Raw genomic sequence first — 24,983 nt, forward strand, 5'->3', positions numbered from 1 at the left:
CTTGACGGGCCCCGGGACCGGACGCGGCATCCCTTGCGGACCACACCGCATCATCACCCAAACCGTTAGCGTTCCATCGCATCGTTCGATTTCCCAAATAGCTTCCCCCGCGTCAGGGTGCTTGCCGTGCGTATCGCTGGCGCCTGTGGCGGCGGCGGACGGCGGGAGGAAAATCAAGAATAGGGGCCGAATTGTCCCCTAACCGGGTGCCGCGGCGCCCATACCGCCCCCCGTGGTCCAGCCGGACACCCCAGGCCCAGCGTCCCTTTCGCGACCAGAGGCCGGAACCCATGTTCGAATACTTCCCCAAGAATTACGTCTGGAACCTGTCGGTGGACATCGCCATCGAGTCCGGCGCCCAGATCGGTGAGATCGACGAGATGTGCCGGCCGCTGCGCGACGCCGCCGCGCGGGGCGAGGATGCGGGCACGGGCGAGTTCCTGAAGCACTGGGTGGCCATGGCCGACAAGCTGGTGGACTTGGCCGCCGAGGATGAGGCCCGGGGCCGCAACTTCTCCGCCGGGACCAAGCTGCAGCGCGCCTCGCTCTACTACACCACGGCGGAGCGCATGCAGGGCCACGGACATCCCGGCCGCGGCGCCACGTACGCCAAGGCGCAGGACAGTTTCCGCCGCGCCATGGCACTGGGCAAGGAGAACGCGGAGCGTATCGAGATCCCCTACCAGGGCGGTGTCATCGCCGGCCTGTACACCCGCGCCCCGGGCCCCGGGCCCAAGCCGGTGGTCGTCTACGTCAACGGCCTGGATAGCTGCAAAGAGCTGCTGTACTGGTCCCGCCTGCCGCAGGCGCTGCTGCGCCGGGGCATTTCCACCCTGTGCATCGACCAGCCGGGCAGCGGCGAGGCCCTGCGCCTGCACAACCTGCCCGCCACCCATAAGTCGGAGGAATGGGCGTCCAAGGTGGTGGACTGGTTGGAGACGCAGGACGACGTCGATGCCAAGCGTATCGGCATCACCGGCATCTCCCTGGGCGGCTATTATACCCCACGCGCCGTGGCGTTCGAGCCGCGCTTCGCCCTGGGCGTCGTCTGGGGCGCCAACCACAACTGGGCCGAGGTGCAGCACAAGCGCTTGGCGCGCGAGGGGGAAAACCCCGTGCCCCATTACTGGGCCCATGTCAGCTGGGTGTTCGGCGCCAAGGACATGGACGACTTCTTCGCCAAGGCGGAAGGCATGACCCTGAACGGCGTGGTGGAGCGCATCAAGGTGCCCTTCCTGGTCACCCACGGCCAGAACGACCGCCAGATCAGCCTGGACTACGCCCACCAGACTTATGACCAGCTGGTCAACAGCCCCAAGCGGGAGCTGAAAATCTTCACCGCGCGCGAGGGCGGCATCGAGCATGTGGGCGTAGACAACATGTCCTACGGCCGCGACTACATCGCCGATTGGATCGCCGAGACGTTCGGCGAACAGGTGGGCTGAGGGAATAATCCATGAAACTCGCCACCCTACCCAACGGCACGCGCGACGGCCATGCCCCGACCAACAGCGGCCGTGACGGCCGCCTGGTCGTCGTCTCCCGCGACCTGCGCCGCGCCGCCTATGCCGATGGCATCGCCGCCACCCTGCAGGACGCCATCGAGCGCTGGGACGAGGTCGCCCCGGCGCTCCAGGCCTTGTACGATGCCGTCAATATCGGCCGCGACACCTTCCCCTTCGACGCGAGCGAGGCCCTGGCGCCCCTGCCCCGCGCCTGGCAATGGCTGGACGGCTCCGCCTATCTCAGCCATGGCGAGCTGATGGCCAAGGTGTTCAAGATCGACAACGTCCAGGGGGCGGAGCCCCTGATGTACCAGGGCGTTTCCGACCGCTTCCTGGCCGCGACCGAGGATGTGGCCCTGCCGTCGGAGGCGGACGGCATCGATTTCGAGGGGGAATTCGGCGTCATCACCGGCCCCGTGCCGCTGGGCGTGACGGCGGACCAGGCGTTGGCCCATGTGCGCCTGGTGGTGCAGATCAACGACTGGTCGCTGCGCGTGCTGGCCCCCCGTGAGATGAAGACCGGCTTCGGCTGGGTGCAGGCCAAGCCGCCCTGCAGCGTGGCCCCGGTGGCGGTGACACCCGATGAGCTGGGGGACGCCTGGCGGGAGGGGCGCGTGCATCGGCCGCTGGACGTCTGGTTCAACGGTGCCCGCTTCGGCGCGGCGGAGGGCGGGGCCATGGCCTTCGGCTTCCATGAACTGATCGCCCACGCCGCCCGCACGCGGGACCTGTGCGCCGGCACCATCATCGGCTCCGGCACCGTGTCCAACGACAGCTATCGCACCATCGGGTCCAGTTGCATCGCCGAGCGGCGGGGCATCGAGATCCTGGACGAGGGAGAGCCCAAGACCCCCTTCATGCGCTATGGCGACCGGGTGCGCATGGAGGTGAAGCTGGCCGATGGCGGCAGCGTCTTCGGCGCCATCGATCAAAAGGTCGTGCCCGTGGTCCGCTGATCAGGGCTGGCCCTCGCCCTGGCGAGGGTTGCGCGGATGCGTCCAGGGCCAGCGGTAGGCGTCCTGCGGCTGGGCCGGGGCGGGCGTATCCTCGCGCACCAGGGGGCGGTAGCCATCGCCGCCCTGGTGCCCCAGGGCCGCCAGCGCGGCGGCGGTGCCGGGGCTGGGCGCGAAGGCCTGGTCAGCCAGCGCATCCACCACGGGATAGACGGCCAGGCGCTGCAGCAGGGGCGAGTTTCCCTGCACCGGCGTGCGGTGATCAGCCGTCAGCGGGCAAGCGCCACCCTGGGGCCGGCTGACCGTGCCCGAATTGGCCTGGAAGAAATAGCGGCCGGCCGTGGCCGGGGTGTGGGTGTAAAGGTCGACCGCCATACGCTGATCATTCACGGTATCGCGGTCGTAGACCTGCCAGGCGCGGATGATGGCGGCAGGCAAGCCTGCCAGGTCCGTATCGCTGGTGGCGTAGCTGTACCAGGGCGCCAACATCAGGATGAAGCCACCCCGGCCACCCCAGCCCCGGTCCACAAAGGCACGCGTGGCCAGAAACGGCACGGCGCCTGCGCCGAAGGAATGACCGATGAGACCCACGCGGGTGAGATCCATGGCCGCCCCATCGGCCGCCACCGCCGCCAGGAACCCATTCCACACCGCGCCATAGCGCTGGTCCTGCGTGGCACCCAAGGTGGGATAGGGTGCGAACACCACAACCGCACCCCGGCTGACCAAATGGCGGATCAGCCCCTCATACAAGGTCCAGCGATCAGCGCCGAAGCCATGGGCGAAGAGGATGACCGGGCTGGGGCCGAGGGCGTGGGCCGGCAGGAAGACCTGCACCTCCCGCCCGGTGCCCGTCTCCGCCACCGTGTGTTGGTTGAGGGCATAGGGCCCATCAGCCCCGGCCGGCAGGTCCGGCGGCAGTACCGTGCCGTCGCAAGGCCCGGCCGCCGCCTTATCCCCGCGCCATGCCTTCACCCCCTGGCGCGCGGCGAAGAAGCACCCGGCACAGAGGGGCAGCAGGGCCGCCAGCATCACCCCTTGCGCCACCCGCCGCGCGATCACCCGCCCTAACGCCATGTCACCCTTCCAACCCCGGTTGCCCCCGGTGATACGGGCGCGGCACCGGAAAGTTTCCGGAGACGAATGACCAGCCCTCTTTTAAACTAGCTTTCCAACCAGTTTGAGAGCCGTCATGTCCATCGTAGGCGCTTTTGAGGCGAAGAAGGATTTGGCGGCGCTGCTTGATAGGATTGAAGCGGGTGAAGAAGTGATCATCACCCGCCACGGCCGTCCCGTCGCCAGACTCAGCCCAATTGATGGGGGCAGGGACATCGCTTCAGCCAAAGCGGCGTTGACGGCGTTGCGTCATTCCATCGCGGCCAGAGGCCAAGCCCCCTTCACGGCTGCGGAGTTGGATGAATACCGCGCTGAAGGTCGTCGATGATCCAGCACGACGCCGTCTCAAGCAACGTTCCCCTGATGCTCCCTCTAAGACCAGGGCCACCTCATTTCCCCGAGGGGGCCGTTTCACTCCGCTGCAACAGCACCGGCCCCATAGCCTCGGCCGCCAAACGGTCCTGGGGATTGCGCAAGGGGCAGTCGCCCATCGACAGGCAGCCGCACCCGATGCAGGTTTCCAGTTGGTCGCGGAGTTGGGTCAGGCTGTCGATGCGCTGTTGCAGCATGTCCCTCCACCCGTTCGATAATCGGCGCCAGTCTTCCAGGGTCGGGGTACGGCCGTTGGGTAGGGTCGCCAGGGCGGCATGGATATCGGCCAGGGCGATGCCAGCCCGCTGCGCCACCCGGATGATGGCGATACGCCGCAGGACGTCGCGCGGATAGCGGCGCTGGTTGCCGCCGCTGCGGCTGGCGACGATCAGGCCCTTGGTCTCATAGAAATGCAGGGTGGAGACGGCGACGCCAGCGCGTTTCGCCACCTCCCCCACGGAAAGTTCACGTTTCAGCTTGGCGGAAGCGGGCATGGCGGAAACCCCGAAAACCTTACCTATAGATGAGGTTTCTAGGCCGGCCCCGCCGCGGGAACAAGACCCCACAGGCTGTACAAGCGCGAGCCTGGACAGTAGGCGCCTCCTGGCGTTCAGCTCTTATGCGGGCGCAAGGGATGCGGCAATATAGTGCCCTTTTGACATAAGCACAGCAGATATAAACCATTAATTGTAAGTATAATTTACATATTTCAGCAATATTTTCGCACCATTCCGGAAATCAAATCTTAATTTGCCGCACTGCGGTAGCGTGGCTATTACCCCAGCAATTTCATAACCCTGGGGGAAAGAATGCATATCCGTCACCTACTGGCTTCGGCCGCCGCCCTGGCGCTGATGGCCGGGATCGCCTTGCCCGCCGCCGCCCAGCAGGCGCCGGACACGGCCGCCGCCGATGCCGATCAGGTGCAGGAAATCATCGTCACCTCGTCCCGCCGCTCGGCGTCGGAAATCGAGCTGCCCACCCGCGAAATCCAGGCCATCATGCCCGGCGTGAACGCCGTGAAGGCCATCAACATGCTGCCGGGCGTCATCTTCCAGAACGCCGATCCTTGGGGCAACAACGAGCAGAACTCCTCGCTCTACATCCACGGCTTCAACGCCCAGCAGCTGGGCTACACCCTGGACGGCGTGCCGCTGGGCGACCAGTCCTATGGCAACTACAACGGCCTGTCGCCGCAGCGCGCCATCATCAGCGAGAACATCGGCCGCATCAGCCTGGCGTCGGGCGCCGGTGACCTGGGCACCGCCTCCACCAGCAACCTGGGCGGCACGCTGGCCGTGTTCTCCGACGATCCCAAGGCGGACGCCGGCGCGCAGGTGGAACAGGTGTTCGGCAGCTACGACACCTTCCGCACCTTCGCCCGCATCGACACCGGCGACCTGGGCGGCGGCAACAGCGGCTACGTCTCCTTCGTGCGCCAGGACTCCCGCGCCTGGGATTTCAACGGCCAGCAGGGTGGTTACCAGGTCAACGGCAAGTTCGTGCACGCCGGTGACAAGGGCACGCTGAAGGCCTTCTTCGACTGGTCGGACAAGGTCGAGCCCAACGAGGACGCGACCTCCATCGCCGCCAACCAGGCCTATCAGCCCTACACCCGCCCCTTCCTGTATCCGGACCTGGCCAAGGCGCTGACCTACGTCGACGCCAAGGGCAACACCCCGGCGGCCCTGGGCGCCAACTATTCCAACTACTTCAGCGCGGCGCAACGTACCGACTACCTCGGCTACCTCAGCTACGACTATCAGTTCAGCGACAACCTGGTCTGGCACAACCAGGTCTACTATCACCATGACGACGGCCGCGGCATCGTGGCTCTGCCCATCAGCGGCGCCGCCTCGGTGTTCAAGATCTACTATCCGACCCAGGACCTGAAGACCGTGCTGGGCAACACCGGCTATGGCGTCCGCACCACGGAATACACCATCGACCGCGAGGGCGTGCGTTCCAACGCCACCTACACCCTGGGCGATCACCAGATCGAAGGCGGGGTGTGGTGGGAGCATAACGAGACCACCACCGCCCGGCGCTGGTACCAGCTGTCGCTGACCAACCCGCTGACGCCCTATGACGTTCCGGACAACGCGCTGTTCACCCAGGTGGAAAGCAAGATCACCAACGACGTGATCCAGCCCTACCTGCAGGACCAGTGGCAGGTGCTGCCGACCGTGAAGCTGCAAGCCGGCTTCAAGGCCAGCCTGCAGTTCGCCGATGGCAAGATGCCGGTGCAGCCCCTGTCCGGTTCCTACAGCGGCACCACCGTGAACCTGCCGCAGGGCCAGATCGATACCAAGGAAGGCTTCCTGCCGCAGGTGGGCGCCCTGTGGGACATCACCAGCAACGACCAGCTGTTCTTCAACATCCAGAAGAACCTGCGCCAGTACATCACCTATGGCCTGGGCGGCGCCTCGCCGTGGAGCCTGGGCAGCCAGGCGGCCTTCGACCTGTTCAAGCGGACCGGCAACCCGGAAACCTCCTGGACCTATGAGGCCGGCTGGCGTGGCGACCACCCGGTGGACCTGGGCTTCATCACCGGCATCGGCGGGCAGATCAACTATTACCATGTCGATTTCAGCAACCGTCAGCTGCTGATCAGCCCGAACGCCACCCTCACCAGCTTCGTGGGCGGCGTCGGCATCCTGCAGAACGTGGGCAGCGTCACCACCGACGGCGTCGACGTGGCCGCCACCGTGCACCTGGGCGACCACTTCTCGGTCTACGACGCCCTGTCCTACAACCACTCCCAGTACGACCAGAACTACGTCAGCGGCGCCAGCACGGTGCAGACCGCCGGCAAGCTGATCCCCGGCGATCCGGAGTGGATGAACCGCTTCATCGTCAGCAGCACCTACGGCGCGTTCGGCGCCAAGGTCAGCGGCGAGTATTACGGCAAGCGCTACGCCACCTACACCAACGACCTGTGGGTCCCGTCCTACTGGCAGTTCAACCTGGAGGCCAGCTACGACCTGGGCGCCATCGCCCCGGGCGTGAAGTCGTCCTCCATCGCGCTGAACGTCACCAACCTGATGGACAAGAAGGCGGCCAGCACCATCACCGTGGGCTCGGCCTCCGGCACCTACGCCATCTACCCGCTGGCCCCGCGCCAGTTCTTCGTGACGCTGAAGGCCGGGTTCTAAGCCCTCCTTCTCCGACCAGGGCCGTTGACGAGAGGGGCTGGCACAACCCGTGCCGGCCCCTTTTCATTTGATGGTTTTGAACCCTTGAGCGGCGCTTTATAAAAATCGGCCGTGGAAACGCCGCCGCCATCCCGTGAGCCCGCCCAGCGCCTTGACGCCGCCGACAGCGCGAACCTATGGTGGCCCTTGAGCGTTTCGGCCCTACGTCATGCCCGGTGCGGGCTGACTTTCTGCCCGTGTGTCACGGGGACGTCCCTGGCCGTTACCGCTCCTTACCCTTTAAGCATTGTCATGAATGGCGTGCGCCCCCCGGCGCGCGCTCAGCGGGTCGCGGCCGCGTTCGGTCCGCGGCCGGAAAGCGGCTGGCATGGTGGACGGACAGCGGACGGAGAGTGACACCTGGGATGCCGGCGGCATGGGCTGCGGCGAACTGGTGATGCTGTTGCGCGTCCGTCTGAAGACCATGCCGGGCGCGGTGCTGCGCGTCATCGCCCATGACAGCGGCGCGCCGGAGGATTTGCCGGCCTGGTGTCGCATGACCGGCAACGACCTGCTGGCCCATGACCCCGCCACCCACAGCTACTGGATCCGCTCACGGCCCGACTGGTCCTGAGCCCCCCTCAACGGAGAAAACCCATGCCCGGAAAATTCGTCGTCTCGCTGAGCTGCGCCAAGAACGACACCGACAAGGCCACCGTCGCCTTCGTCATCGCCAATGCGGCCGTCGCGTCGGACAAGGAAACGGTGGTGTTCCTGTCCATCGAGGGCACCCGCCTGTCGCAGAAGGGCTACGCCGACGACATCCATGAAGAGGGCTTCGCCCCGCTGAAGGATCTGATCGCCAACTTCGCCGCCGCCGGCGGCACCATCTATGTCTGCTCCCCCTGCTTCAAGAAGCGCGGCCTGGACGAGGACAAGCTGGTCGACGGCGCCAAGATCGTCGGTGGCGCCAAGCTGGTGGAGTTCATGAGCGACGGCGCGCCCAGCGTCAGCTACTGACACAGGAGGGATGGGGGAATGCGTCGCAGGACGTTCATCGCCACGGGCGTGGCCGCCGGCACCGGCATGGCCGCGGCCATGGTTACGCCGGCGCTGGCGCAGGGTCGCAAAACGCTGCGCTTCGGCATCGGGCCGCTGCTGCCGTCGCCGGAGGACACCAAGAAGGCCTACATGCCGCTGTTCGCCCATCTGGCCAAGGAGCTGGGGGTGGATTTCGAGCTGGTGGCCACCACCGATTGGGCCGGCATGGCCGTGGCCATGGGGTCCGGCCAGCTGGACCTGGCCTGGATGGGGCCCTGGGGCTACATCATCGCCAACAACGCCACCGGCTGCCAGGCCGTGGCGACGGTGAAGTATGATGAGAAGCCCACCTATCTGGGGGTGATCATCGCCCGGCCGGAGCTGAAGGTCGCCAAGTTCCCGGACGACACCAAGGGCATGACCATCTCCTTCGCCGACGTGGGGTCCACCTCCGGCTGGCTGATCCCCAGCTATTACGCCAAGGAGGTTTGGAAGATCGATCCCAAGACCTTCTGGTCCTATACGGAGGGGGCCACCCACGCCGCCAACGAGATCTCCGTCAGCTCCGGCCAAGTGGACCTCGCGACCGACTTTGACCGTAACCGCAACGCCATGATCGCCAGCGGCAAGGTGAAGGAGGATGCGAACAAGATCGTCTGGACCTCGGATCCCCTGCCCAACGACGCCATCGTCCTCCCGGCGACGGCACCGGCTGGCATGGCGGACCAGGTGCGCAAAACCCTGACGGCCATCACGCTGGACCAGGCCAAGACACTGCTGCCCAACCGGTACACCGGCTTCGTCACCGCCACCCATGCCTCCTACGACATGATCGAGAAGGCGGGGCTGGCGTTGGGCAAGATCAAGGCCAAGGCCTGAGAGCGGCGCGGGAACGGATGACCAGTGGCGCGGAACAGGCGTTGCGGCGCATGGAGGCGGCGGACCGGGGCTTCACGGGCCGCCGCCTGCGCCTGTGGCTGATCTGCGCCACGCTTCTGGCCTTCTACGCCGTCTCCTGGCGACTGGCGGGCATCGACCTGCATAAGCTGGCGGTGGGCTTGCCCAAGCTGGGCCGCTGGCTGGCGACCGCCTGGCCGCCGGACCTGCATGAACTGCCCCTGTTCGCGCGGCGCACCGCGGAAACCGTGGCCATGGCGGCCATCGGCACCACGCTGGCGGTGCTGCTGGCCCTGCCCATGGCCATCCTGGCCTGCCGTACCATCACGCCGTGGCCGGCGCTGTACCATCCGGCGCGCTGGTTCCTGAACGCCCTGCGCGGCATCGACAGCTTTGTCTTCGCCCTGCTGTTCGTGGCGGCCGTCGGTCTCGGCCCCTTCGCCGGCGTGCTGGGCATCGCCCTGCACACCTGGGGCAGCGCCGCCAAGCAGTTCGCGGATTATCTGGAAAGCGCCCATCTGGGACCGTTCGAGGCCGTGCGGGCCACCGGCGCCGGGCGTCTGACCGCCATCCTCTATGCCCTGATGCCGGACGTGGCCCCCGTCATGCTGTCCACCACCTTGTTCTGGTGGGAGTTCAATGTCCGCGCCTCCACCGTCCTGGGCGTGGTCGGCGCCGGCGGCATAGGCCAGGAATTGAAGAACAGCATGGATCTGCTGGATTTCCCGCGTCTGGTCACCATCATCGCCGTGATCCTGGTGGTGGTGACGGCCCTGGACCAGTTTTCCGGCTGGCTGCGGCGGAGGCTGGCCTGATGGACGCCCCCCTTCCCGCCAACGGTATGGATCAGGGGGAGCCTCTGATGCGCGCGGAGGGCATCGGCATGGCCTTTCACGGGCACGCGGCCCTGGCCGATGTCCGTTTCCAGATCCACGCTGGCGAACTGGTGGCCGTGCTGGGCCCCAGCGGCGCCGGTAAGACGACCCTGTTCCGCTGCCTGGCCGGCCTGGCGCGACCGGATAGGGGGTGCGTCCGGGTGGACGGCCAGGACATGACGCGGGCTACCGGCGGGAACCGGCGGCGCATGGCGCGGGGCATCGCCCTGGTGTTTCAACAGTTCAACCTGGTCGGCCGGCTGACGGCCCTGGACAATGTGCTGGCGGGCCGCCTGGGCCATGTGCCGGCCTGGCGCGGCTGGTTGCGCCGGTTCAGCCGGGCCGACCGCCTGCTGGCCCTGGAATGCCTGGACCGTGTCGGCCTGCTGGCCAAGGCGGGACAGCGCGCCGACAGCCTGTCCGGGGGCCAGCAGCAACGGGTGGCCATCGCCCGCGCCCTGGCCCAGCGTCCCCGCCTGATCCTGGCCGACGAACCGGTCGCCAGCCTGGACCCGGCCACGGCGGCGGGGGTGCTGGACCTGCTGCGCGGCATTGCCCGCACCGATGGTGTGGGCGTGGTGTGCAGCCTGCACCAGGTGGATCTGGCTCGCGCCGCCGCGGATCGCATCGTCGGCCTGGCCGACGGGCGGGTGGTGGTGGATCTGCCGGCCGCGTCATTCGATACCGCCGCGGCCGCCCGGCTGTACAGCACGCCCTGATTGGAGGGATTCCCCATGGACCCCATCGCCCACCACACTCACACGCCCGATGTTTCCTTCGACGGGGGCGACCTGGACTGCGGCAACGGCCTGCTCTTGCTGATCCGCCGGCACATCGACCCGCTGCCGCGCGGCGGCCTGCTGGAAATCCTGTCCTCGGAAGTGTCGGTTGACGAGGATCTGCCGGCCTGGTGCCGCCTGACCCGCAATGAACTGGTATCCTGGACCAAGGTCGGGCGCCAACGCAGTTTCCTGGTATGCAAGGGCACCCTGGCGGAGCGGGCCGCCGCGCCCCAGACGGCGCCCGCACCCACCCAGGCCGCGCCCACCCTTCCCGCCAGGCGGCAACCAGTCCCCGCCCCGGCCATACCGCCGCTGGCAGTGATGGGCATCGGCTCGTGGCCACGCCCACGCTGGATGGTGGAGGCCATGCACGCCCATGTGGAGGGTCGCCTGGCGGAACAGGCTTTCCATGAAACGGCAGACGACGCCGTCCGCCTGGCCGTCGCGGCACAGGAGCGGGCCGGCGTGGATGTCGTGACGGATGGGGAACAGCGACGCGACAGCTATGCCAGCTTCGTCGCCAGCCGGCTGGATAACTGCCAGCTCATTCCCCTGACGGACCTGCTGCCCCTGGTGGACGATCCCGAGGAGTTCGCGGCGGAATTGCGGGCGCTGGACATTCCGGCCGGCGAGGTACGCCACCCCGCCGTCTTCGGCCCCCTGGTCCGGTCGCGGCCCCTGGTGGCGCATGAGGTGGATTTCGCCCGGACGGTCACGGAAAAGCCGGTGAAGGTGGCCCTGCCAGGGCCCTATCTGCTCACCCGCACTATGTGGATGGAATGCATTTCCGACCAGGCCTATGACAGCCGGGAGGCCCTGGCCCAGGACATCGTGCGGGTGCTGCGGGAAGAGCTGGCCGACCTGCTGGACGCCGGGGCGGCGCTGATCCAATTCGATGAGCCCGTGCTGTCGGAGGTGGTCTTCGCCGGGGCCAAGAACAAGCGCAGTTTCATGTGTGGCGCCCTGTCGGAGTCCTTGGGCCCCGACCATGAACTGGGCTTCGCCCGTGACCTGCTGAACGCCGCGCTGGCGGGCTTTCCCCGTGAACGCACCGCCCTGCATGTCTGCCGGGGCAACTGGACGCCAGATGAGAGCGTGGCCCTGTCCGGCAGCTACGCCCCCCTGGTCACCACGCTGTCCCAGGTGAGGGTCGGCGCCTATCTGTTGGAAATGTGCACACCGCGTGCCGGCGAGATGGAGGTGCTGCGCGCACTGCCGGACGATGCGCGGCTGGGCGTGGGCGTGGTCAACCAAAAGCATGCCGCGGTGGAGGAGACGGACGCGGTGGCGGCCCGCATCGCGCAGGCCATCGACCTGTTCGGGCGGGAGCGGGTGCTGCTACACCCCGATTGCGGTTTCGCAACCTTCGCCGACAACCCCATCTGCGCCGGCGGCACGGCCCAGGACAAGCTGGCGGCCATCGCGCGGGCGGCGGACCGGTTCCGCTGATGGTGTAGCCCACAACCGCGACCTGGAACCTGGACCGCCAATTCCCTACATTGATCCGGATCGTGTGAAATCCGGTGAGTTCCATGGACAAGTTGCAGGCGATGCAGGTGTTCACCCGCATCGTGGAGGTGAACAGTTTTTCCAAGGCAGCGGATACGCTGGGCCTGCCCCGCGCGTCCGTCACCACCATCATCCAGAACCTGGAAGGCTTCCTGGGCGTGCGCCTGCTGCAACGGACGACCCGACGCCTGAGCCTGACGCCGGATGGCGCCGCCTATTATGAACGCGCCGTCCGCATCCTGTCCGACATCGACGAGGCGGAGTCCTCGTTCGCCAACATGAAAAAGAACCCGCGCGGCAAGCTGCGCGTGGACATGCCGGGCGCCATCGGCCGGCTGCTGGTCATCCCCCGCATCCATGAGTTCCGCCGCCAATATCCTGACATCGACCTGATGATCGGCATGGGTGACCGGCCGGTCGACCTGGTGCAGGACGGCGTGGACTGCGTGGTGCGCGTCGGGCATTTGCAGGACAGCAGCCTGATCGCCCGCCGCGTGGGGGTGTTCCAGGGCGTCACCTGCGCCAGCCCGGCCTATATCGCCGCCCACGGCATGCCGGAAACGCTGGAGGATTTGGAACGCCACCAGGCCGTGAACTATTTCCACAGCCGCACCGGCAAGGTCCTGGACCTGTCCTTCATCGTGAATGGCGAGGTGCAGGAGGTGAAGACCGCCGGCCCCGTGGCCGTCAACGATTCCGACGCCTACCTGACCTGCGGGCTGGAAGGCCTGGGCATCATCCAGCCGCCCTACTTCATGGCCAAGCCCCACCTGCTGTCCGGACAGCTGGTGGAACTGCTGCCGCGCTGGAAGCCGGAGCCCATGCCCATCTCCGCCGTCTATCCCCACAACCGCCACCTGTCGCCCAAGGTGCGGGTGTTCGTGGATTGGGTGGCCGACCTGTTCGACGCCTGCCCCCTGTTCAACGGCCAGGCCACCAGCCATTGCCCCGACAAGCCCCCCGCACCCGTGCCCGCCAACGTGGAGGAAGAGGAGAAGTGCCTTATTTGCGCGTAACTTCCTCTTGAGATACACCTTTTGAGTGATGGTTGTCGATTAGCTGCCCCGACCTACTCTAATATCCAAGAGGACGTCAGCATGGGGATTGTGCACGGTTACCACCTTGGCCATTGGGCCCGGCGACACCAAGATCGTAGGCGCGGCTAAAAGCGTCTGGAACCAAGCCAAGGGGAAGCCATACACCTGGGGCGGCCACACAACGAACGGATTTGATTGCTCTTGGTTTACAATCTATGTGCTGCAGCAGGCGTATCCGTCAAGAGGCTTCACCTTCATGACGGCTGCAAGCATTTTCAGCAGCCCTAGTTTCACGGCCGTAAAGGGAAATCCGGAAATTGGCGATCTCATTTGCTTCCCCCAGGGGCCGGATGTACCGCACGATCATGTCGGTATAGTCTATGACACCACGCACTGGATTGGTTCCCAATCATCGACTGGCGTGGCACTCGTGTCGCTCAATGACTTTTTCTGGTCAAAGAAGCCACATTTCTTCATCAGGTTGTTGAAGGCTATCAGTTAAGGTTGCCTTCCATGAAACCGATCCACGCACTGGCTGTTGCTCTACCCATGGTGCTGGGCTCTTCACCCGACGCCCAATCCGGGCCGCCGTTTTGGCAAAAGACATGGACAGTCACCGCAATCGAGGGGGCAACCTCGATAGATCGCGCGTCGCTATCGTCCACGATCGGTTTGCAGATTGTCATGAAGGCCGACGCGCTGACGGATCCCCTGGCTGAGGACTGCACACGCGCCTTGAGCTATGACGACATCAAATCCAGGCCAATCGCGGATCTCAATCAGCATTTTGGCGCCAACTGGACATGGCCGTCGTTCTCAGGGACGCAGGTCACTTATGGCTGGGTCCGTTGTGACGGCAGCAACGTCGGTGCCTTCGCCTTTGTTGATCCGCAGAAGGCGTATCTGTTTTATGAAGCTGGCGCGATCCTTGTGCTGAAGTAGGTCCGCCAGCTCGCTATCCATCGACGATAGACGGCCCAATGCCGCGATTATGCGGTTTTTCCTAAACAGAGTATTCGCATTATCGCGTATTCCGCCTAGGGCGCCGTTCGCTATGATGAAACGGTCGCTGCGGTGCCGAAGATGCGCTGGCCAGCGGCCCCAGTCCGGAACCCCGTTCGGGGTCCACCCTTTCGTGAAACGCCCCACTCGGGGCCTCAACCCTGTCTCGCGGCCTGATCGTCCTTTCCACTGGGAAGGGCGTCGACGCGTTGTCCCTGGCGTGTCCCGGTGTCCATCACCACCGGCCCCGCCGCCCCGTGCCTGACGCCGGCAGCCTGTTGCCGGGAACGCGGCGATACCGCCGCCCGCCTCCACGCCGATTTGACGGCGGGAAACGGGACGCGACCGCCGCCCATCCCGGCTTATGCCTGGCGTCGCCCGCCCGTAAGGAGTTCGTTCGATGGCTACCCCGATTGCTGACGCCCGGAACCCCCTGACGCTCGTCCACCCCTTGGGCCATCCCATGGGCACCCCTGTTGCCCGGCCCCTGGCGGGCGACAAGCCCACCCCCACCCGCCTGTTGACGTCAGATACCCGCGTCACCCTGACGGTCCTTGCGACCCTGGGCATGGGTCTGTCGCTGTTCGCCGGCCTGGCGCTGTGCGACCTGCTGCCCTTCATCAAGGTCATGGTGCGGGGCTTCTGACCGCAGCCTGCTCAGGCCCCCCATCCCGGAACGTCGCCATGGCAGGCAGGCCATGGCGCGTCTCCGCATCCCCGGCCCCCGGGATTGTTCGCCCGATACGAATTGTGTTGCCATGAAGCGCTGATTTATTCGGCGCAAGCACCGGCATACAGTCCACCCTGTCAAAACCAGGAGGGGCGCTTCGGCGTCCGTGTGAAATGTCCAGGCCATTGCGCCATAATCTGTGTGAAAAAACGGCCCGTGGGCTTGCCGCTGGGCCGGATGAGGTGACGGTGTGCGAGACGCGCATCCCGGGCTACGCCCAGGATGTGACCTTGCGCCTGTACCGTCCGGCCGTGGCGCGCAAGACGCTGCGGCCGTCACTGCCCGTCGTGCTGGTTTTCCACGGCGGCGGCTTCACCAAGGGCGGGTTGGACGATGCAGACCCGGCGGCCCGCTTCATCGCCACCCATACCCCCGCCTTCGTCATCTCCGTCGGGTATTCGCTGGCCCCCGCCCACCCCTTTCCCGCGGCCCCCGGCGACGCCTATCGCGCCGCGCTGTGGGCCACCGAGCATGCCAAGGATTTCGGCGGGGCCGCCAATCGCCTAGGCGTCGCGGGCTATGACGCCGGCGGCCACATCGTCGCCTCGCTCACCTTCATCGCCCGCGACCAGGGCGACGTGCCGCTGAAGGCCCAGGTTCTGGTCGGACCCATGCTGGACCCCAGCCTGACCCGGGTGGGGGATGAGACGGCGCTGGGCTCGGACATCACCGTCGCCGACTGCGCCAAATGTTACCGCGCCTACCTGCCGGAGGCGGCGCAGCGCCTGCACCCCTATGCGGCGCCCCTGGAATCCCGGCGGCTGGCGGGCCTGCCCCCAGCCCTGATCGTCACCGCCCAGAACGACGTGCTGCATGTCGAGGCCGAGAAGTACGCGGGCCAGCTGATCGCGGCCGGCGTTTCCACCGAAGTGACCCGTTTTCCCCGTGTTTCCCATGCCGACCTGGCCGCCGATCCCACGGCCCTGGCGGCCATCGCCAATTTCCTCGGGCGTCGCCTGTGACGCCACACCAGGGCTTTTGGGCCAAGGCTTTTGCCGGCCAGGATTTTTTCAAGGAGTACATCCCATGACCACCCCCCGCACGAAACCCGCACGAACCAAGCTGGTGCTGGCGCTGGCCTCCGGCGTCGCCCTGGCCGCCATCGGCGGCTTTTTCGCCCACGGGCATGGTGATGCCCAGGCGTCCGCCCCGGCCGCCGCCGCCGCCCCGCTGGCGGAGGTGGAGGTCGCCCCCGTGCTGAACCGCACCGTCGTCGACTGGCAGAGCTATTCCGGCCGGCTGGAAGCCGTGGAGCATGTGGACATCCGTCCGCAGATCTCCGGCCCCATCGTGGCCGTCAACTTCAAGAACGGCGCCCTGGTGAAAAAGGGCGACCTGCTGTTCACCATCGACCCCCGCCCCTTCCAGGCGGCGGTGGACCAGGCGGAGGCGGCGCTGTCGTCCGCCCAGTCACGCCTGCGCTTTGCCACCACCGACCTGGAACGCGCCCGCAAGCTGATCAGCAGCAACGCCATTCCCCAGCGCGACCTTGATGACCGGGAGAACACCGCCCGCACCGCCGCCGCCGACGTCAAGGCGGCCGAGGCGGCGCTGGAGGTGGCGCGCCTGAACCTGAGCTACACCCGCGTGGTGGCGCCGGTGGACGGCCGCGTCAGCCGGGCGGAAATCACCGTGGGCAACATCGTGGCGGCCGGCGCCGCGTCGGTGCCGCTGACCACGCTGGTCTCCGTCTCCCCCATCTATGCCTCCTTCGACGTGGATGAGCAGACCTACCTGCGCCACATCGCCAGCGTGAAGGACGGCAACGCCCCGGTGCAGCTGGGCCTCGCCACCGAGGACGGCTATTCCCGCACCGGCGTGGTGGAGCATGTGGACAACCACCTGGACACGGTGTCCGGCACCATCCGCGTGCGCGCCAAGTTCGACAACCCGGACGGCATGTTGGTGCCCGGCCTGTACGCCCGCATCAAGGTGGGCGGCAGCAGCCCGCACGACGCCCTGCTGGTGGACGACCGCGCCATCGGCACCGACCAGGACAAGAAGTACGTGCTGGTGGTGGGCGACGACAACAAGGTCGCCTACCGCGAGGTCGCCCTGGGCGGCATGCAGGACGGCCTGCGCGTCATCACCAAGGGCTTGAAGGCCGGCGAGCGCATCGTCGTCAACGGCGTGCAGTTCGCCCGCCCCGGCGACACCGTGAAGCCCAAGAACGTCGCCATGGCGGGTGAGACCGCCCTCCCCGAGACCCGGCACGCTGGCGCCGCCCTATGAGGCCCCCTCTGAGGCTAAGGCCCATGTCGCCACCGGCGCCCACCCGTTTCCCTAGAGACCTGCCATGAACATCTCACGCTTCTTCATCGACCGGCCGATCTTCGCCGGCGTGCTGTCGGTGGCCATCTTCGTGGCCGGCCTGATATCCGTGTTCCAACTGCCCATCTCGGAATATCCCGAGGTGGTGCCGGCCACCGTGGTGGTGCATGCCCAATATCCGGGCGCCAACCCCAAGGTCATCGCCGAGACCGTCGCGGCGCCGCTGGAAGAGCAGATCAACGGCGTCGAGAACATGCTGTACATGCAGTCGCAGGCCAACAGCGACGGCAACCTGGCGGTGACGGTGACCTTCAAGCTGGGCACCAACCCCGACCTGGCCCAGCAGATGGTGCAGAACCGCGTCTCGCAGGCGCTGCCCCGCCTGCCGGAAGACGTGCAGCGCCTGGGCGTGACGACGATCAAGAGCTCCCCCACCCTGACCATGGTGGTGCACCTGATCTCGCCCAATGACCGCTATGACATGACCTATCTGCGCAACTATGCCGTCCTGAACGTGAAGGACCGGCTGGAACGCATCCAGGGCGTGGGCCAGGTGCAGGTTTGGGGCTCGGGCGACTATTCCATGCGCGTCTGGCTGGACCCGCAGAAGGTGGCCCAGCACAACCTGACGGCCGAGGACGTGGTGGCGGCCATCCGTGACCAGAACGTCCAGGTGGCGGCCGGTGTCATCGGCTCTTCCCCGTCGGTGAAGGGCGTGCCGCTGCAGCTGTCGGTCAATGCCCGCGGCCGTCTGCGGACGGAAGCCGAGTTCGGCGACATCATCCTGCAGACCACGGCCGACGGCGGTGTCACCTATCTGCGCGACGTGGCCCGCATCGAGTTGGCGGCGTCGGAGTACGGCCTGCGCGCCCTGCTGGACAACAAGCCGGCCGTGGCCATGGCCATCAACCAGTCGCCGGGCGCCAACTCGCTGGCCATTTCCGACCAGGTGCGCCAGACCATGACGGAACTGGCGGCCGACATGCCGCCGGGCGTGGAATACCGCATCGTCTATGACCCGACGCAGTTCGTCCGCGCCAGCATCAACGCCGTGATCCACACCCTGCTGGAAGCCATCACCCTGGTGGTGATCGTGGTCATCGTCTTCCTGCAGACCTGGCGGGCGTCCATCATCCCCCTGCTGGCGGTGCCCGTGTCCATTGTCGGCACCTTCGCCCTGCTGCTGGCCTTCGGCTATTCCATCAACGCGCTGTCGCTGTTCGGCATGGTGCTGGCCATCGGCATCGTGGTCGACGACGCCATCGTCGTGGTGGAGAACGTCGAGCGCAACATCGAGGCCGGGCTGTCGCCGAAGGAGGCCACCTACCAAGCCATGCGTGAGGTCAGCGGCCCCATCATCGCCATCGCCCTGACCCTGGTGGCCGTGTTCGTGCCGCTGGCGGCCATGACCGGCCTCACGGGGCAGTTCTACAAGCAGTTCGCGATGACCATCGCGATCTCCACCGTCATCTCCGCCTTCAATTCGCTGACCCTGTCCCCCGCCCTGGCGGCCCTGCTGCTGAAGGGTCACCATGATGGCCAGGATTGGCTGACGCGCGGCATGAACACCGTGCTGGGCCCCTTCTTCCGCGGCTTCAACGCGGTGTTCCACCGGGGTTCCCAGGCCTATGGCAACAGTGTGGGCGGCGTCATCCGCCACAAGGGAATCATGGTCGGCCTTTACCTCGGCCTGCTGGCGTTCACCATCTTCCTGGGAAACACCGTGCCCGGCGGCTTCGTGCCCGCCCAGGACAAGGAATATTTGGTGACCTTCGCCCAGCTGCCCAACGGCGCCTCGCTGGACCGGACGGAGGAGGTTATCCGCAAGATGTCGGAGATCGCCCTGAAGCAGCCGGGCGTGACCAACGCCGTCGCCTTCCCCGGCCTGTCGGTCAACGGCTTCACCAACAGCTCCAGCGCCGGCATCGTCTTCGTCCCGCTGGACCATTACGACAACCGGCCGGGCCATATCTCGGCCGCCCAGATCGCCGCCAACCTGCGCCAGCAGTATGCCGGCATCAAGGACGCCTACATCGCCGTCTTCCCGCCCCCGCCCGTCATGGGCCTGGGCACCCTGGGCGGCTTCAAGCTGCAGCTGGAGGATACCGGCGCCCTGGGGTACGAGGCCATGGCCAAGGCGTCCAACGACTTCATCGCCAAGGCCATGAAGACGCCGGAGCTGGGGCCGACCTTCTCCAGCTACCAGATCAACGTGCCGCAGCTGAACGTGGATCTGGACCGGGTGAAGGCCAAGCAGCTGGGCGTGTCGGTCAATGACGTCTTCGACACCATGCAGATTTACTTAGGCTCGCTGTATGTCAACGACTTCAACAGCTTCGGCCGCGTCTACCAGGTTCGGGTGCAGGCGGACGCCCCGTTCCGCGCCCATGCCGAGGACATCGGCCTGCTGAAGACCCGCAACGCCCAGGGCATGATGGTGCCGCTGTCGTCGCTGGTCAGTGTCAGCCCGACCTATGGCCCGGAAATGGTGGTGCGCTACAACGGCTACACCGCCGCCGACATCAACAGCGGCCCGGCGCCCGGCTATTCCACCAACCAGGCCCAGGCGGCGGCGGAGCGGATCGCGCATGAGGTTCTGCCCCGGGGCATCAAGCTGGAATGGACGGACCTGACCTACCAGCAGATCCTGGCCGGCAACTCCGCCCTGTGGGTCTTCCCCATCAGCGTGCTGCTGGTCTTCCTGGTGCTGGCCGCGCAGTACGAAAGCCTGACCCTGCCGCTGGCCATCCTGCTGATCGTGCCCATGAGCCTGATGTCGGCCCTGGCCGGCCTGTGGCTGACGGGCGGGGACAACAACATCTTCACCCAGATCGGCTTCATGGTGCTGGTGGGCCTATCAGCCAAGAACGCCATCCTGATCGTGGAGTTCGCCCGTGAGCTGGAAATTCACGGCAAGACCCCCGTCCAGGCCGCGATTGAGGCCAGCCGCCTGCGGCTGCGCCCCATCCTGATGACCTCCATCGCCTTCATCATGGGTGTGGTTCCCCTGGTGATGTCGACGGGGCCTGGCGCCGAAATGCGCCACGCCATGGGTGTCGCCGTGTTCTTCGGCATGCTGGGCGTGACCGTCTTCGGCCTGGGCCTGACGCCGGTGTTCTACGTCCTGCTGCGCAAGCTGGCGGGCGGCAAGCTGATCACGCATGAGAAGCTGAACCAGCCCGCTCTCGGCACCCACGCGGCGCAGCACGCCGCCGAGTAATCGCACCCGCCGCCTTCCTCTCCCCCCTACAGGCGGTGGTTACGATGCGGCCCGGGTTCCGTAAAGGAGCCCGGGCCGTTTTTCTGAAGGCACCGACCTGGTATGGATGTCGAGTACTCCACCTTCAAATCCGTTGCTACCAGTCACCGAATTATTACCGCCTTACCCCTGGCCTGCCAGGAACCCGCCTTCTATCGTCTCGGCACCCTTTCCCGAGATGCCCGACCGGACGGTGACCCATGATGCAGGCGGCTGTGCCATCCTCCACCACCCCCAACTCCACCCCCACCGGCGCGGTGGCGGACGCCGCCGCCGTTCGCGGCCAACTGAAGGCCTGGCTGGTGGAGCATGCCTATCCCCTGTGGTGGGAGGTGGGGGCGGACCGGATGCACGGCGGCTTCCATGAGAAACTGGGGCTGGACGGCAAGCCCACCAACGACGCCCGCCGGGCGCGGGTGCAGGCCCGCCAGGTCTATTCCTATTCCGTCGCCGCCCGGTCCGGCTGGAACGGCCCGGTGCGCGAGGCGGCGGAGCATGGCCTGACCTTTTTCCTGAACCATTACCGCCGGCCCGACGGCCTGTTCCGCACCAAGGTGGCACCGGACGGCACCGCCCTGGACGACACCGTGGTGCTGTACGACCAGGCCTTCGCCCTGTTCGCGCTCGCCGCCGCGCAGAGCGCCACGCCGGAGAACCGCCGTGCGGAGGAAATGGCCGTGGCCTTGCGCCAGCGCCTCCTGGACACCCTGCACCACGCCCAGGGCGGCTTCGAGGAGAGCCATCCCCGCACCCTGCCCCTGCTGTCCAACCCGCACATGCACATGCTGGAGGCCTGCCTGGCCTGGATGGAGCAGGGCGGCGACGTCGGCTGGCGCGACCTGGCCGAGGAGATCGTGGGCCTGGCGCTCACCCGCTTCATCGACGACGACATGGGCGGGCTGAAGGAGTTCTTCGACGGTGACTGGCGGCCCCAGGCCGGCACGCCCGGCCGCATCGTCGAGCCGGGGCACCAGTTCGAATGGTCCTGGCTGATGCTGCGCTGGTCCGCCCTGAGCGGCAGCAAGGCGGCGGCGGACGCCGCCTGGCGCATGATCGCCATCGGTGAGGGGCCCGGCGTGGACCCGGCGCGCGGGGTGGCCATGAACGCCCTGCTGGACGACCTGACCCCGCACGACCCCGTCGCCCGCCTGTGGCCGCAGACGGAGCGCATCAAGGCCGCCGTGCTGGCGGCCCTGGCCACCCGCGACGACGCCGACCGCAGCGACAGCTACTGGACCATGGCCGCCAACGGCGGGCGCGGCCTGATGAAATACTTCGACACCCCGGTGAAGGGCCTGTGGCGCGACCGCCTGAACCCGGACGGCACCTTCGTCGAGGAGGCGGCGCCGGCCAGCAGCTTCTACCACATCGTCTGCGCCATCCAGGAACTGGACCGGGCTCTCGCCACCATCGGTCATCCCGGCTGAAGCCCTTGTTCTGACGTCAGAACAGCCGTTCCGCGCGTTCCGGCCCTGCGGGGAAACCCTGGCGGGGCCGGGGCCGATTGGGGTATGGGCTTATGCTGGGTCCGATGGCTGTCGAGGAACGGAGCATGAGCGTGGTGCAGGATATGGTCGGCGCGTCCGCGTCCCCCAACTGGGGCCGCATTCCCGCCGTCACCGTGACAGCCAAGGCCCGCCTGGCCGGCACCACCGTCCTGCTGGAGACCGATGCCGGCCCGCTGTGGCTGACGCTGCACGCCTTCGGCGTTCGCCTGCGGACGGGGGAGCGCGCCATCGGCGGCTATGGCCTGCTGGCGGAGGAGCCGGAGGCCCTGGCGCCGACCCTGGCGGCCGAGGAGGGCCGCACCGTGGTCACGGCCGGCGGCCTGACCCTGACGCTGGATCATGCGCCCCTGTCCTTCACCCTCACCCGCGCCGATGGCCGGGTGGTGCAATCCTCCCCCACCGATGGGCATTTCGTCCGCCGCTTCCGCCTGCCGCCCTTCGCCAAATTGGACGGCGCCTGGTTCGTCAGCCTGGACCTGAAGTCGGGCGAGCCGGTCTACGGCCTGGGGGAGAAGTGGGGCCAGCTGGACCATCGGGGGCAACTGCTGCGGTCGCGCAATGAGGACGCGCTGGGTGTCAATGGGCAGTGGTCCTATAAGAACACACCCTTCGCCTGGTCGCCGGAGGGCTGGGGCCTACTGGCCCACACGCCGGCCCCTGTGACCCATGGCGTGGGCTACGCCCCCTGGTCACAACGCGCCTACGGCCTGGTGGTGGAAGATGACCACCTGGACCTGTTCCTGTTCACAGGCGCCGACGGTGCCGCCTTGCTGGAACAATACACCGGCCTGACCGGCCGGGCACCGGTGCCACCGTTGTGGAGCCTGGGTGTCATCCTGTCCAAGGCCTATTACCGCACACCTGAGGAAGTCATCGCCGTGGCGACGGAGGTGCGGGCCAAGGGCATGCCTTGCGACACCATCACCTTCGACGGCCGCGCCTGGCAGGACACCGACACCCGTTTCGCCTTTGAATGGGATCCCAAGCGCTTCCGCGACCCCGCCGCCACGCTGGCGACGCTGAAGGCCATGGACTTCAAGATCTGCGCCTGGGAATACCCGCTGGTGTCAGTCAACAACCCCCTATTCGATGAGCTGGCGGCCAAGGGCTGGCTGCTCAAGGACCGGCGCACGGGCGAGGCCTATCGCTATCAATGGGACCTGGAACCCTTCGGGCCCGTCCTGACCCCCCTGCCCGATAGCGGCCTGATCGACTTCACCCACCCCGACGCCTACGCCTATTGGCGCGACTGCCACAAACCGCTGTTCGAGGCCGGCGTCGACATGATCAAGGCGGACTTTGGCGAGCAGGTGGAACCCGACATGCTGGCCAGCAACGGCGAGACCGGGCACGCCCTGCACAATGTCTACGCCCATCTTTACAACCGCTGTGTCTATGAGGCGGCCCAGACCTACTGCGCCAGCGGGCCCTTCCTGTTCTCCCGCGCCAGCTGGATCGGGGCGCAGCGCTACCCCGCCCAGTGGGGCGGCGATCCGCAGGCGGATTGGGAGGGCATGGCCGGCAACCTGCGCGGTGGCCTGTCCTGGGGCCTGAGTGGCGCGCCTTATTACGCCACCGATGTCGGCGGCTTCTACCGCGACCAGCGCGATCCCATCCTGTATGTCCGGTGGGCGCAGGCGGCCGTCTTCTCCGCCCACATGCGTCTGCACGGCATCGGCCCGCGCGAGCCCTGGTCCTATGGGCCGGAGGCGGAGGCCGCGACCCTGGCCGCCCTGAAGCTGCGCTATCGCCTGATCCCCTACCTGCATACCGCGATGGAAACCGCCGCCGCCACCGGCCTGCCGGTGCAGCGCGCCATGGCCCTGGCCTGCCCCGACGATCGCGCCGCCTGGGCCTTCGAAGACCAGTTCTTCTGCGGCCCCGACCTGCTGGTGGCCCCCTGCCTGAACCCAGCGGGCACCGTCACCGTCTATCTGCCGGCCGGACAGTGGCACCAGTTCCCGGACGGCGCGGTACTGGAAGGTGGGCGTGTCCACACCCTGACCCTGGATCTCGACGAGATGGCGGTGTTCGCCCGCGCCGGCACCCGCATTCCCCTGGGCCCCGAGGTCGAGCATACCGGCGCCCTGGGCGGCCGGCCGGTGGTGACGGGATACTGGACGGCGGGCTGAGTTTAGGGCAGCCAGCCGGGGATGACTTTCATCTCCGGCCGCCGGGCCAGGGTGGGCCAGGATGCCGCCCAGCAGCAGCCGTGGTCCTGGCCGGGCACGGTGATGATGCTGGCCTGGGCGCCAGGCTGGTGCGCCACGAAGGACTGGGCGATGGCGATGTCCACCACCTTGTCATCGGCGCCGACGAAATGAACCTGGGGCCTGCCCGCCAGCTTGGCGGCGTCGGTGACCGGATCGACCGACTGCGACAGCGGCGTCAGGTCCAGCGTCCGGGTCCACAGGCCGAAGTCCAGGTTGCCGGACACGGTGACCAGGCCGGCCACGTCGGCGCGCCGCTCCGCCAACACCGCCGCCAGGCCGCCGCCGCCGGAATAGCCCACCAACACCAGGCGTCGCGCGCGGGCATCGGCCTTCAGCCGGTCCAGCGCTAGGCCGGCGCTGTCCACCACCTCGGGCGCCAGGCGCGCCTTGGTCCAGTAGCCCACCTGGCAGTTCCGCGGGCGGGTTTCCATCCCATATTGGCAGGGGCGGGCCAGGTAGGCCACGGGGCCGGGGCCGGGATGGGCCATGGCCAAGCGCAGGGCCAAGGGATCGGTGGGGGTCGGGTCCTGCGCCGGCTGGGTCGGCGTCAGATAGGCCAGGCCGTCGCCCTCGATATAGACGGTCAGCACGTCGCCGCCGGAGCCGGGGACGTAGGGTTTGACCGCCGTCGCCAGGTCAAAGCTGCCCGCCGACAGGTAATCCCAGCGCCAGCCGCCGGCCTGGGCCAGCGCGGGCCCGCGTTCCTGCCGGCCGTGGATGCCGGAACAGGCGGCCAGGCCGCCCGCCAGCACCAGCGCCGCCAGGACCCGCAGCCGCAT

The 24,983-nt window shown here is 67.2% G+C and carries 22 protein-coding genes; 19 read left to right on the forward strand and 3 right to left on the reverse strand.

Features of this window, described 5'->3' with window-relative positions; translation table 11 throughout:
- Positions 1-290 precede the first annotated feature (290 nt).
- Together FBZ90_RS23395 and FBZ90_RS23400 are read left to right on the forward strand one after the other, a co-directional pair.
- Entirely contained in the window at positions 291-1,445 is a 1,155-nt protein-coding gene (locus FBZ90_RS23395; protein WP_145735410.1) for an alpha/beta hydrolase family protein, read from the forward strand.
- An 11-nt stretch (positions 1,446-1,456) separates the two neighbouring features.
- Positions 1,457-2,461 (forward strand): fumarylacetoacetate hydrolase family protein, encoded by a 1,005-nt coding sequence (locus tag FBZ90_RS23400; protein ID WP_145735411.1) that lies wholly within the window; start codon positions 1,457-1,459, stop codon positions 2,459-2,461.
- Here the strand turns inward: FBZ90_RS23400 and FBZ90_RS23405 are convergent, their stop codons facing one another.
- Positions 2,462-3,535, reverse strand: coding sequence for an alpha/beta hydrolase family protein (locus FBZ90_RS23405; RefSeq protein WP_145735412.1), 1,074 nt, complete (start codon positions 3,533-3,535; stop codon positions 2,462-2,464).
- A gap of 115 nt (positions 3,536-3,650) precedes the next feature.
- Between FBZ90_RS23405 and FBZ90_RS23410 the strand changes: the two genes are divergently transcribed.
- Positions 3,651-3,902 carry a type II toxin-antitoxin system Phd/YefM family antitoxin gene (locus FBZ90_RS23410; RefSeq protein ID WP_145735413.1) on the forward strand — a complete coding sequence of 84 codons (252 nt, stop codon included), beginning with the start codon at positions 3,651-3,653 and terminating at the stop codon, positions 3,900-3,902.
- 61 nt (positions 3,903-3,963) lie between these two features.
- On the opposite strand, the gene soxR is transcribed toward FBZ90_RS23410, so the two are convergent.
- Complete coding sequence (gene soxR, locus FBZ90_RS23415; RefSeq protein ID WP_145735414.1) at positions 3,964-4,440, reverse strand: redox-sensitive transcriptional activator SoxR; 477 nt, start codon at positions 4,438-4,440, stop codon at positions 3,964-3,966.
- Positions 4,441-4,755: 315 nt separating this feature from the next.
- On the opposite strand from soxR, the gene FBZ90_RS23420 reads away from it, so the two are divergent.
- The 16 genes from FBZ90_RS23420 (at position 4,756) to FBZ90_RS23495 (ending at position 24,123) form a co-directional block, all read left to right on the forward strand.
- Positions 4,756-7,101 carry a TonB-dependent receptor gene (locus FBZ90_RS23420; RefSeq protein ID WP_145735415.1) on the forward strand — a complete coding sequence of 782 codons (2,346 nt, stop codon included), beginning with the start codon at positions 4,756-4,758 and terminating at the stop codon, positions 7,099-7,101.
- Between the two features lie 367 nt (positions 7,102-7,468).
- Positions 7,469-7,714, forward strand: a complete 246-nt coding sequence (locus tag FBZ90_RS23425; protein WP_145735416.1) for a sulfurtransferase TusA family protein — start codon at positions 7,469-7,471, stop codon at positions 7,712-7,714.
- Positions 7,715-7,737: 23 nt separating this feature from the next.
- On the forward strand, positions 7,738-8,100 hold the full coding sequence (locus FBZ90_RS23430) for a DsrE family protein (protein ID WP_145735417.1): 363 nt from the start codon (positions 7,738-7,740) through the stop codon (positions 8,098-8,100).
- Between the two features lie 18 nt (positions 8,101-8,118).
- On the forward strand, positions 8,119-9,000 hold the full coding sequence (locus FBZ90_RS23435) for a phosphate/phosphite/phosphonate ABC transporter substrate-binding protein (RefSeq protein ID WP_145735418.1): 882 nt from the start codon (positions 8,119-8,121) through the stop codon (positions 8,998-9,000).
- Between the two features lie 17 nt (positions 9,001-9,017).
- Positions 9,018-9,833, forward strand: coding sequence for a phosphonate ABC transporter, permease protein PhnE (phnE, locus tag FBZ90_RS23440; RefSeq protein WP_145735419.1), 816 nt, complete (start codon positions 9,018-9,020; stop codon positions 9,831-9,833).
- A complete protein-coding gene (gene phnC, locus FBZ90_RS23445) occupies positions 9,833-10,612 on the forward strand; it encodes a phosphonate ABC transporter ATP-binding protein (protein ID WP_145735420.1) in 780 nt (259 codons plus the stop codon). Before phnE ends, phnC begins: the two co-directional genes overlap by 1 nt.
- A 15-nt stretch (positions 10,613-10,627) precedes the next feature.
- A complete protein-coding gene (locus FBZ90_RS23450; protein ID WP_145735421.1) occupies positions 10,628-12,124 on the forward strand; it encodes a 5-methyltetrahydropteroyltriglutamate--homocysteine methyltransferase in 1,497 nt (498 codons plus the stop codon).
- An 83-nt stretch (positions 12,125-12,207) separates the two neighbouring features.
- Positions 12,208-13,200 carry a LysR family transcriptional regulator gene (locus FBZ90_RS23455; RefSeq protein WP_145735422.1) on the forward strand — a complete coding sequence of 331 codons (993 nt, stop codon included), beginning with the start codon at positions 12,208-12,210 and terminating at the stop codon, positions 13,198-13,200.
- A 106-nt stretch (positions 13,201-13,306) separates the two neighbouring features.
- Positions 13,307-13,723: a C40 family peptidase gene (locus tag FBZ90_RS23460; RefSeq protein WP_211102271.1), complete on the forward strand. Its 417-nt coding sequence runs from the start codon at positions 13,307-13,309 to the stop codon at positions 13,721-13,723.
- A gap of 11 nt (positions 13,724-13,734) precedes the next feature.
- Positions 13,735-14,163, forward strand: a complete 429-nt coding sequence (locus FBZ90_RS23465; protein WP_145735424.1) for a hypothetical protein — start codon at positions 13,735-13,737, stop codon at positions 14,161-14,163.
- Between the two features lie 460 nt (positions 14,164-14,623).
- A complete protein-coding gene (locus FBZ90_RS23470) occupies positions 14,624-14,869 on the forward strand; it encodes a hypothetical protein (RefSeq protein WP_145735425.1) in 246 nt (81 codons plus the stop codon).
- Positions 14,870-15,141: 272 nt separating this feature from the next.
- Complete coding sequence (locus FBZ90_RS23475) at positions 15,142-15,915, forward strand: alpha/beta hydrolase (protein ID WP_246130769.1); 774 nt, start codon at positions 15,142-15,144, stop codon at positions 15,913-15,915.
- A gap of 64 nt (positions 15,916-15,979) precedes the next feature.
- Positions 15,980-17,185 carry an efflux RND transporter periplasmic adaptor subunit gene (locus tag FBZ90_RS23480; protein ID WP_145735427.1) on the forward strand — a complete coding sequence of 402 codons (1,206 nt, stop codon included), beginning with the start codon at positions 15,980-15,982 and terminating at the stop codon, positions 17,183-17,185.
- Positions 17,186-17,249: 64 nt separating this feature from the next.
- Positions 17,250-20,444 carry an efflux RND transporter permease subunit gene (locus FBZ90_RS23485; protein WP_145735428.1) on the forward strand — a complete coding sequence of 1,065 codons (3,195 nt, stop codon included), beginning with the start codon at positions 17,250-17,252 and terminating at the stop codon, positions 20,442-20,444.
- Positions 20,445-20,683: 239 nt separating this feature from the next.
- On the forward strand, positions 20,684-21,910 hold the full coding sequence (locus FBZ90_RS23490) for an AGE family epimerase/isomerase (RefSeq protein ID WP_211102273.1): 1,227 nt from the start codon (positions 20,684-20,686) through the stop codon (positions 21,908-21,910).
- 125 nt (positions 21,911-22,035) lie between these two features.
- Positions 22,036-24,123 (forward strand): glycoside hydrolase family 31 protein, encoded by a 2,088-nt coding sequence (locus FBZ90_RS23495; RefSeq protein WP_211102275.1) that lies wholly within the window; start codon positions 22,036-22,038, stop codon positions 24,121-24,123.
- Positions 24,124-24,125: 2 nt separating this feature from the next.
- Here the strand turns inward: FBZ90_RS23495 and FBZ90_RS23500 are convergent, their stop codons facing one another.
- Positions 24,126-24,983 (reverse strand): alpha/beta hydrolase family protein, encoded by an 858-nt coding sequence (locus FBZ90_RS23500; RefSeq protein WP_211102276.1) that lies wholly within the window; start codon positions 24,981-24,983, stop codon positions 24,126-24,128.

This window comes from Nitrospirillum pindoramense (assembly GCF_007827955.1).
In the GTDB taxonomy this organism is placed as follows: Bacteria; Pseudomonadota; Alphaproteobacteria; order Azospirillales; family Azospirillaceae; genus Nitrospirillum; species Nitrospirillum amazonense_B.

Bases quoted from the DNA above. Each gene is read 5' to 3' on its own strand.
- FBZ90_RS23395 (WP_145735410.1), top strand. From the start codon at position 291: ATGTTCGAATACTTCCCCAAGAATTACGTCTGGAACCTGTCGGTGGAC.
- FBZ90_RS23465 (WP_145735424.1), top strand. From the start codon at position 13,735: ATGAAACCGATCCACGCACTGGCTGTTGCTCTACCCATGGTGCTGGGC.
- soxR (WP_145735414.1), bottom strand. From the start codon at position 4,440: ATGCCCGCTTCCGCCAAGCTGAAACGTGAACTTTCCGTGGGGGAGGTG.
- FBZ90_RS23480 (WP_145735427.1), top strand. From the start codon at position 15,980: ATGACCACCCCCCGCACGAAACCCGCACGAACCAAGCTGGTGCTGGCG.
- phnC (WP_145735420.1), top strand. From the start codon at position 9,833: ATGGACGCCCCCCTTCCCGCCAACGGTATGGATCAGGGGGAGCCTCTG.
- FBZ90_RS23495 (WP_211102275.1), top strand. From the start codon at position 22,036: ATGAGCGTGGTGCAGGATATGGTCGGCGCGTCCGCGTCCCCCAACTGG.
- phnE (WP_145735419.1), top strand. From the start codon at position 9,018: ATGACCAGTGGCGCGGAACAGGCGTTGCGGCGCATGGAGGCGGCGGAC.
- FBZ90_RS23410 (WP_145735413.1), top strand. From the start codon at position 3,651: ATGTCCATCGTAGGCGCTTTTGAGGCGAAGAAGGATTTGGCGGCGCTG.
- FBZ90_RS23470 (WP_145735425.1), top strand. From the start codon at position 14,624: ATGGCTACCCCGATTGCTGACGCCCGGAACCCCCTGACGCTCGTCCAC.
- FBZ90_RS23420 (WP_145735415.1), top strand. From the start codon at position 4,756: ATGCATATCCGTCACCTACTGGCTTCGGCCGCCGCCCTGGCGCTGATG.
- FBZ90_RS23405 (WP_145735412.1), bottom strand. From the start codon at position 3,535: ATGGCGTTAGGGCGGGTGATCGCGCGGCGGGTGGCGCAAGGGGTGATG.
- FBZ90_RS23500 (WP_211102276.1), bottom strand. From the start codon at position 24,983: ATGCGGCTGCGGGTCCTGGCGGCGCTGGTGCTGGCGGGCGGCCTGGCC.
- FBZ90_RS23430 (WP_145735417.1), top strand. From the start codon at position 7,738: ATGCCCGGAAAATTCGTCGTCTCGCTGAGCTGCGCCAAGAACGACACC.
- FBZ90_RS23490 (WP_211102273.1), top strand. From the start codon at position 20,684: ATGATGCAGGCGGCTGTGCCATCCTCCACCACCCCCAACTCCACCCCC.
- FBZ90_RS23435 (WP_145735418.1), top strand. From the start codon at position 8,119: ATGCGTCGCAGGACGTTCATCGCCACGGGCGTGGCCGCCGGCACCGGC.
- FBZ90_RS23450 (WP_145735421.1), top strand. From the start codon at position 10,628: ATGGACCCCATCGCCCACCACACTCACACGCCCGATGTTTCCTTCGAC.
- FBZ90_RS23485 (WP_145735428.1), top strand. From the start codon at position 17,250: ATGAACATCTCACGCTTCTTCATCGACCGGCCGATCTTCGCCGGCGTG.
- FBZ90_RS23400 (WP_145735411.1), top strand. From the start codon at position 1,457: ATGAAACTCGCCACCCTACCCAACGGCACGCGCGACGGCCATGCCCCG.
- FBZ90_RS23455 (WP_145735422.1), top strand. From the start codon at position 12,208: ATGGACAAGTTGCAGGCGATGCAGGTGTTCACCCGCATCGTGGAGGTG.
- FBZ90_RS23425 (WP_145735416.1), top strand. From the start codon at position 7,469: ATGGTGGACGGACAGCGGACGGAGAGTGACACCTGGGATGCCGGCGGC.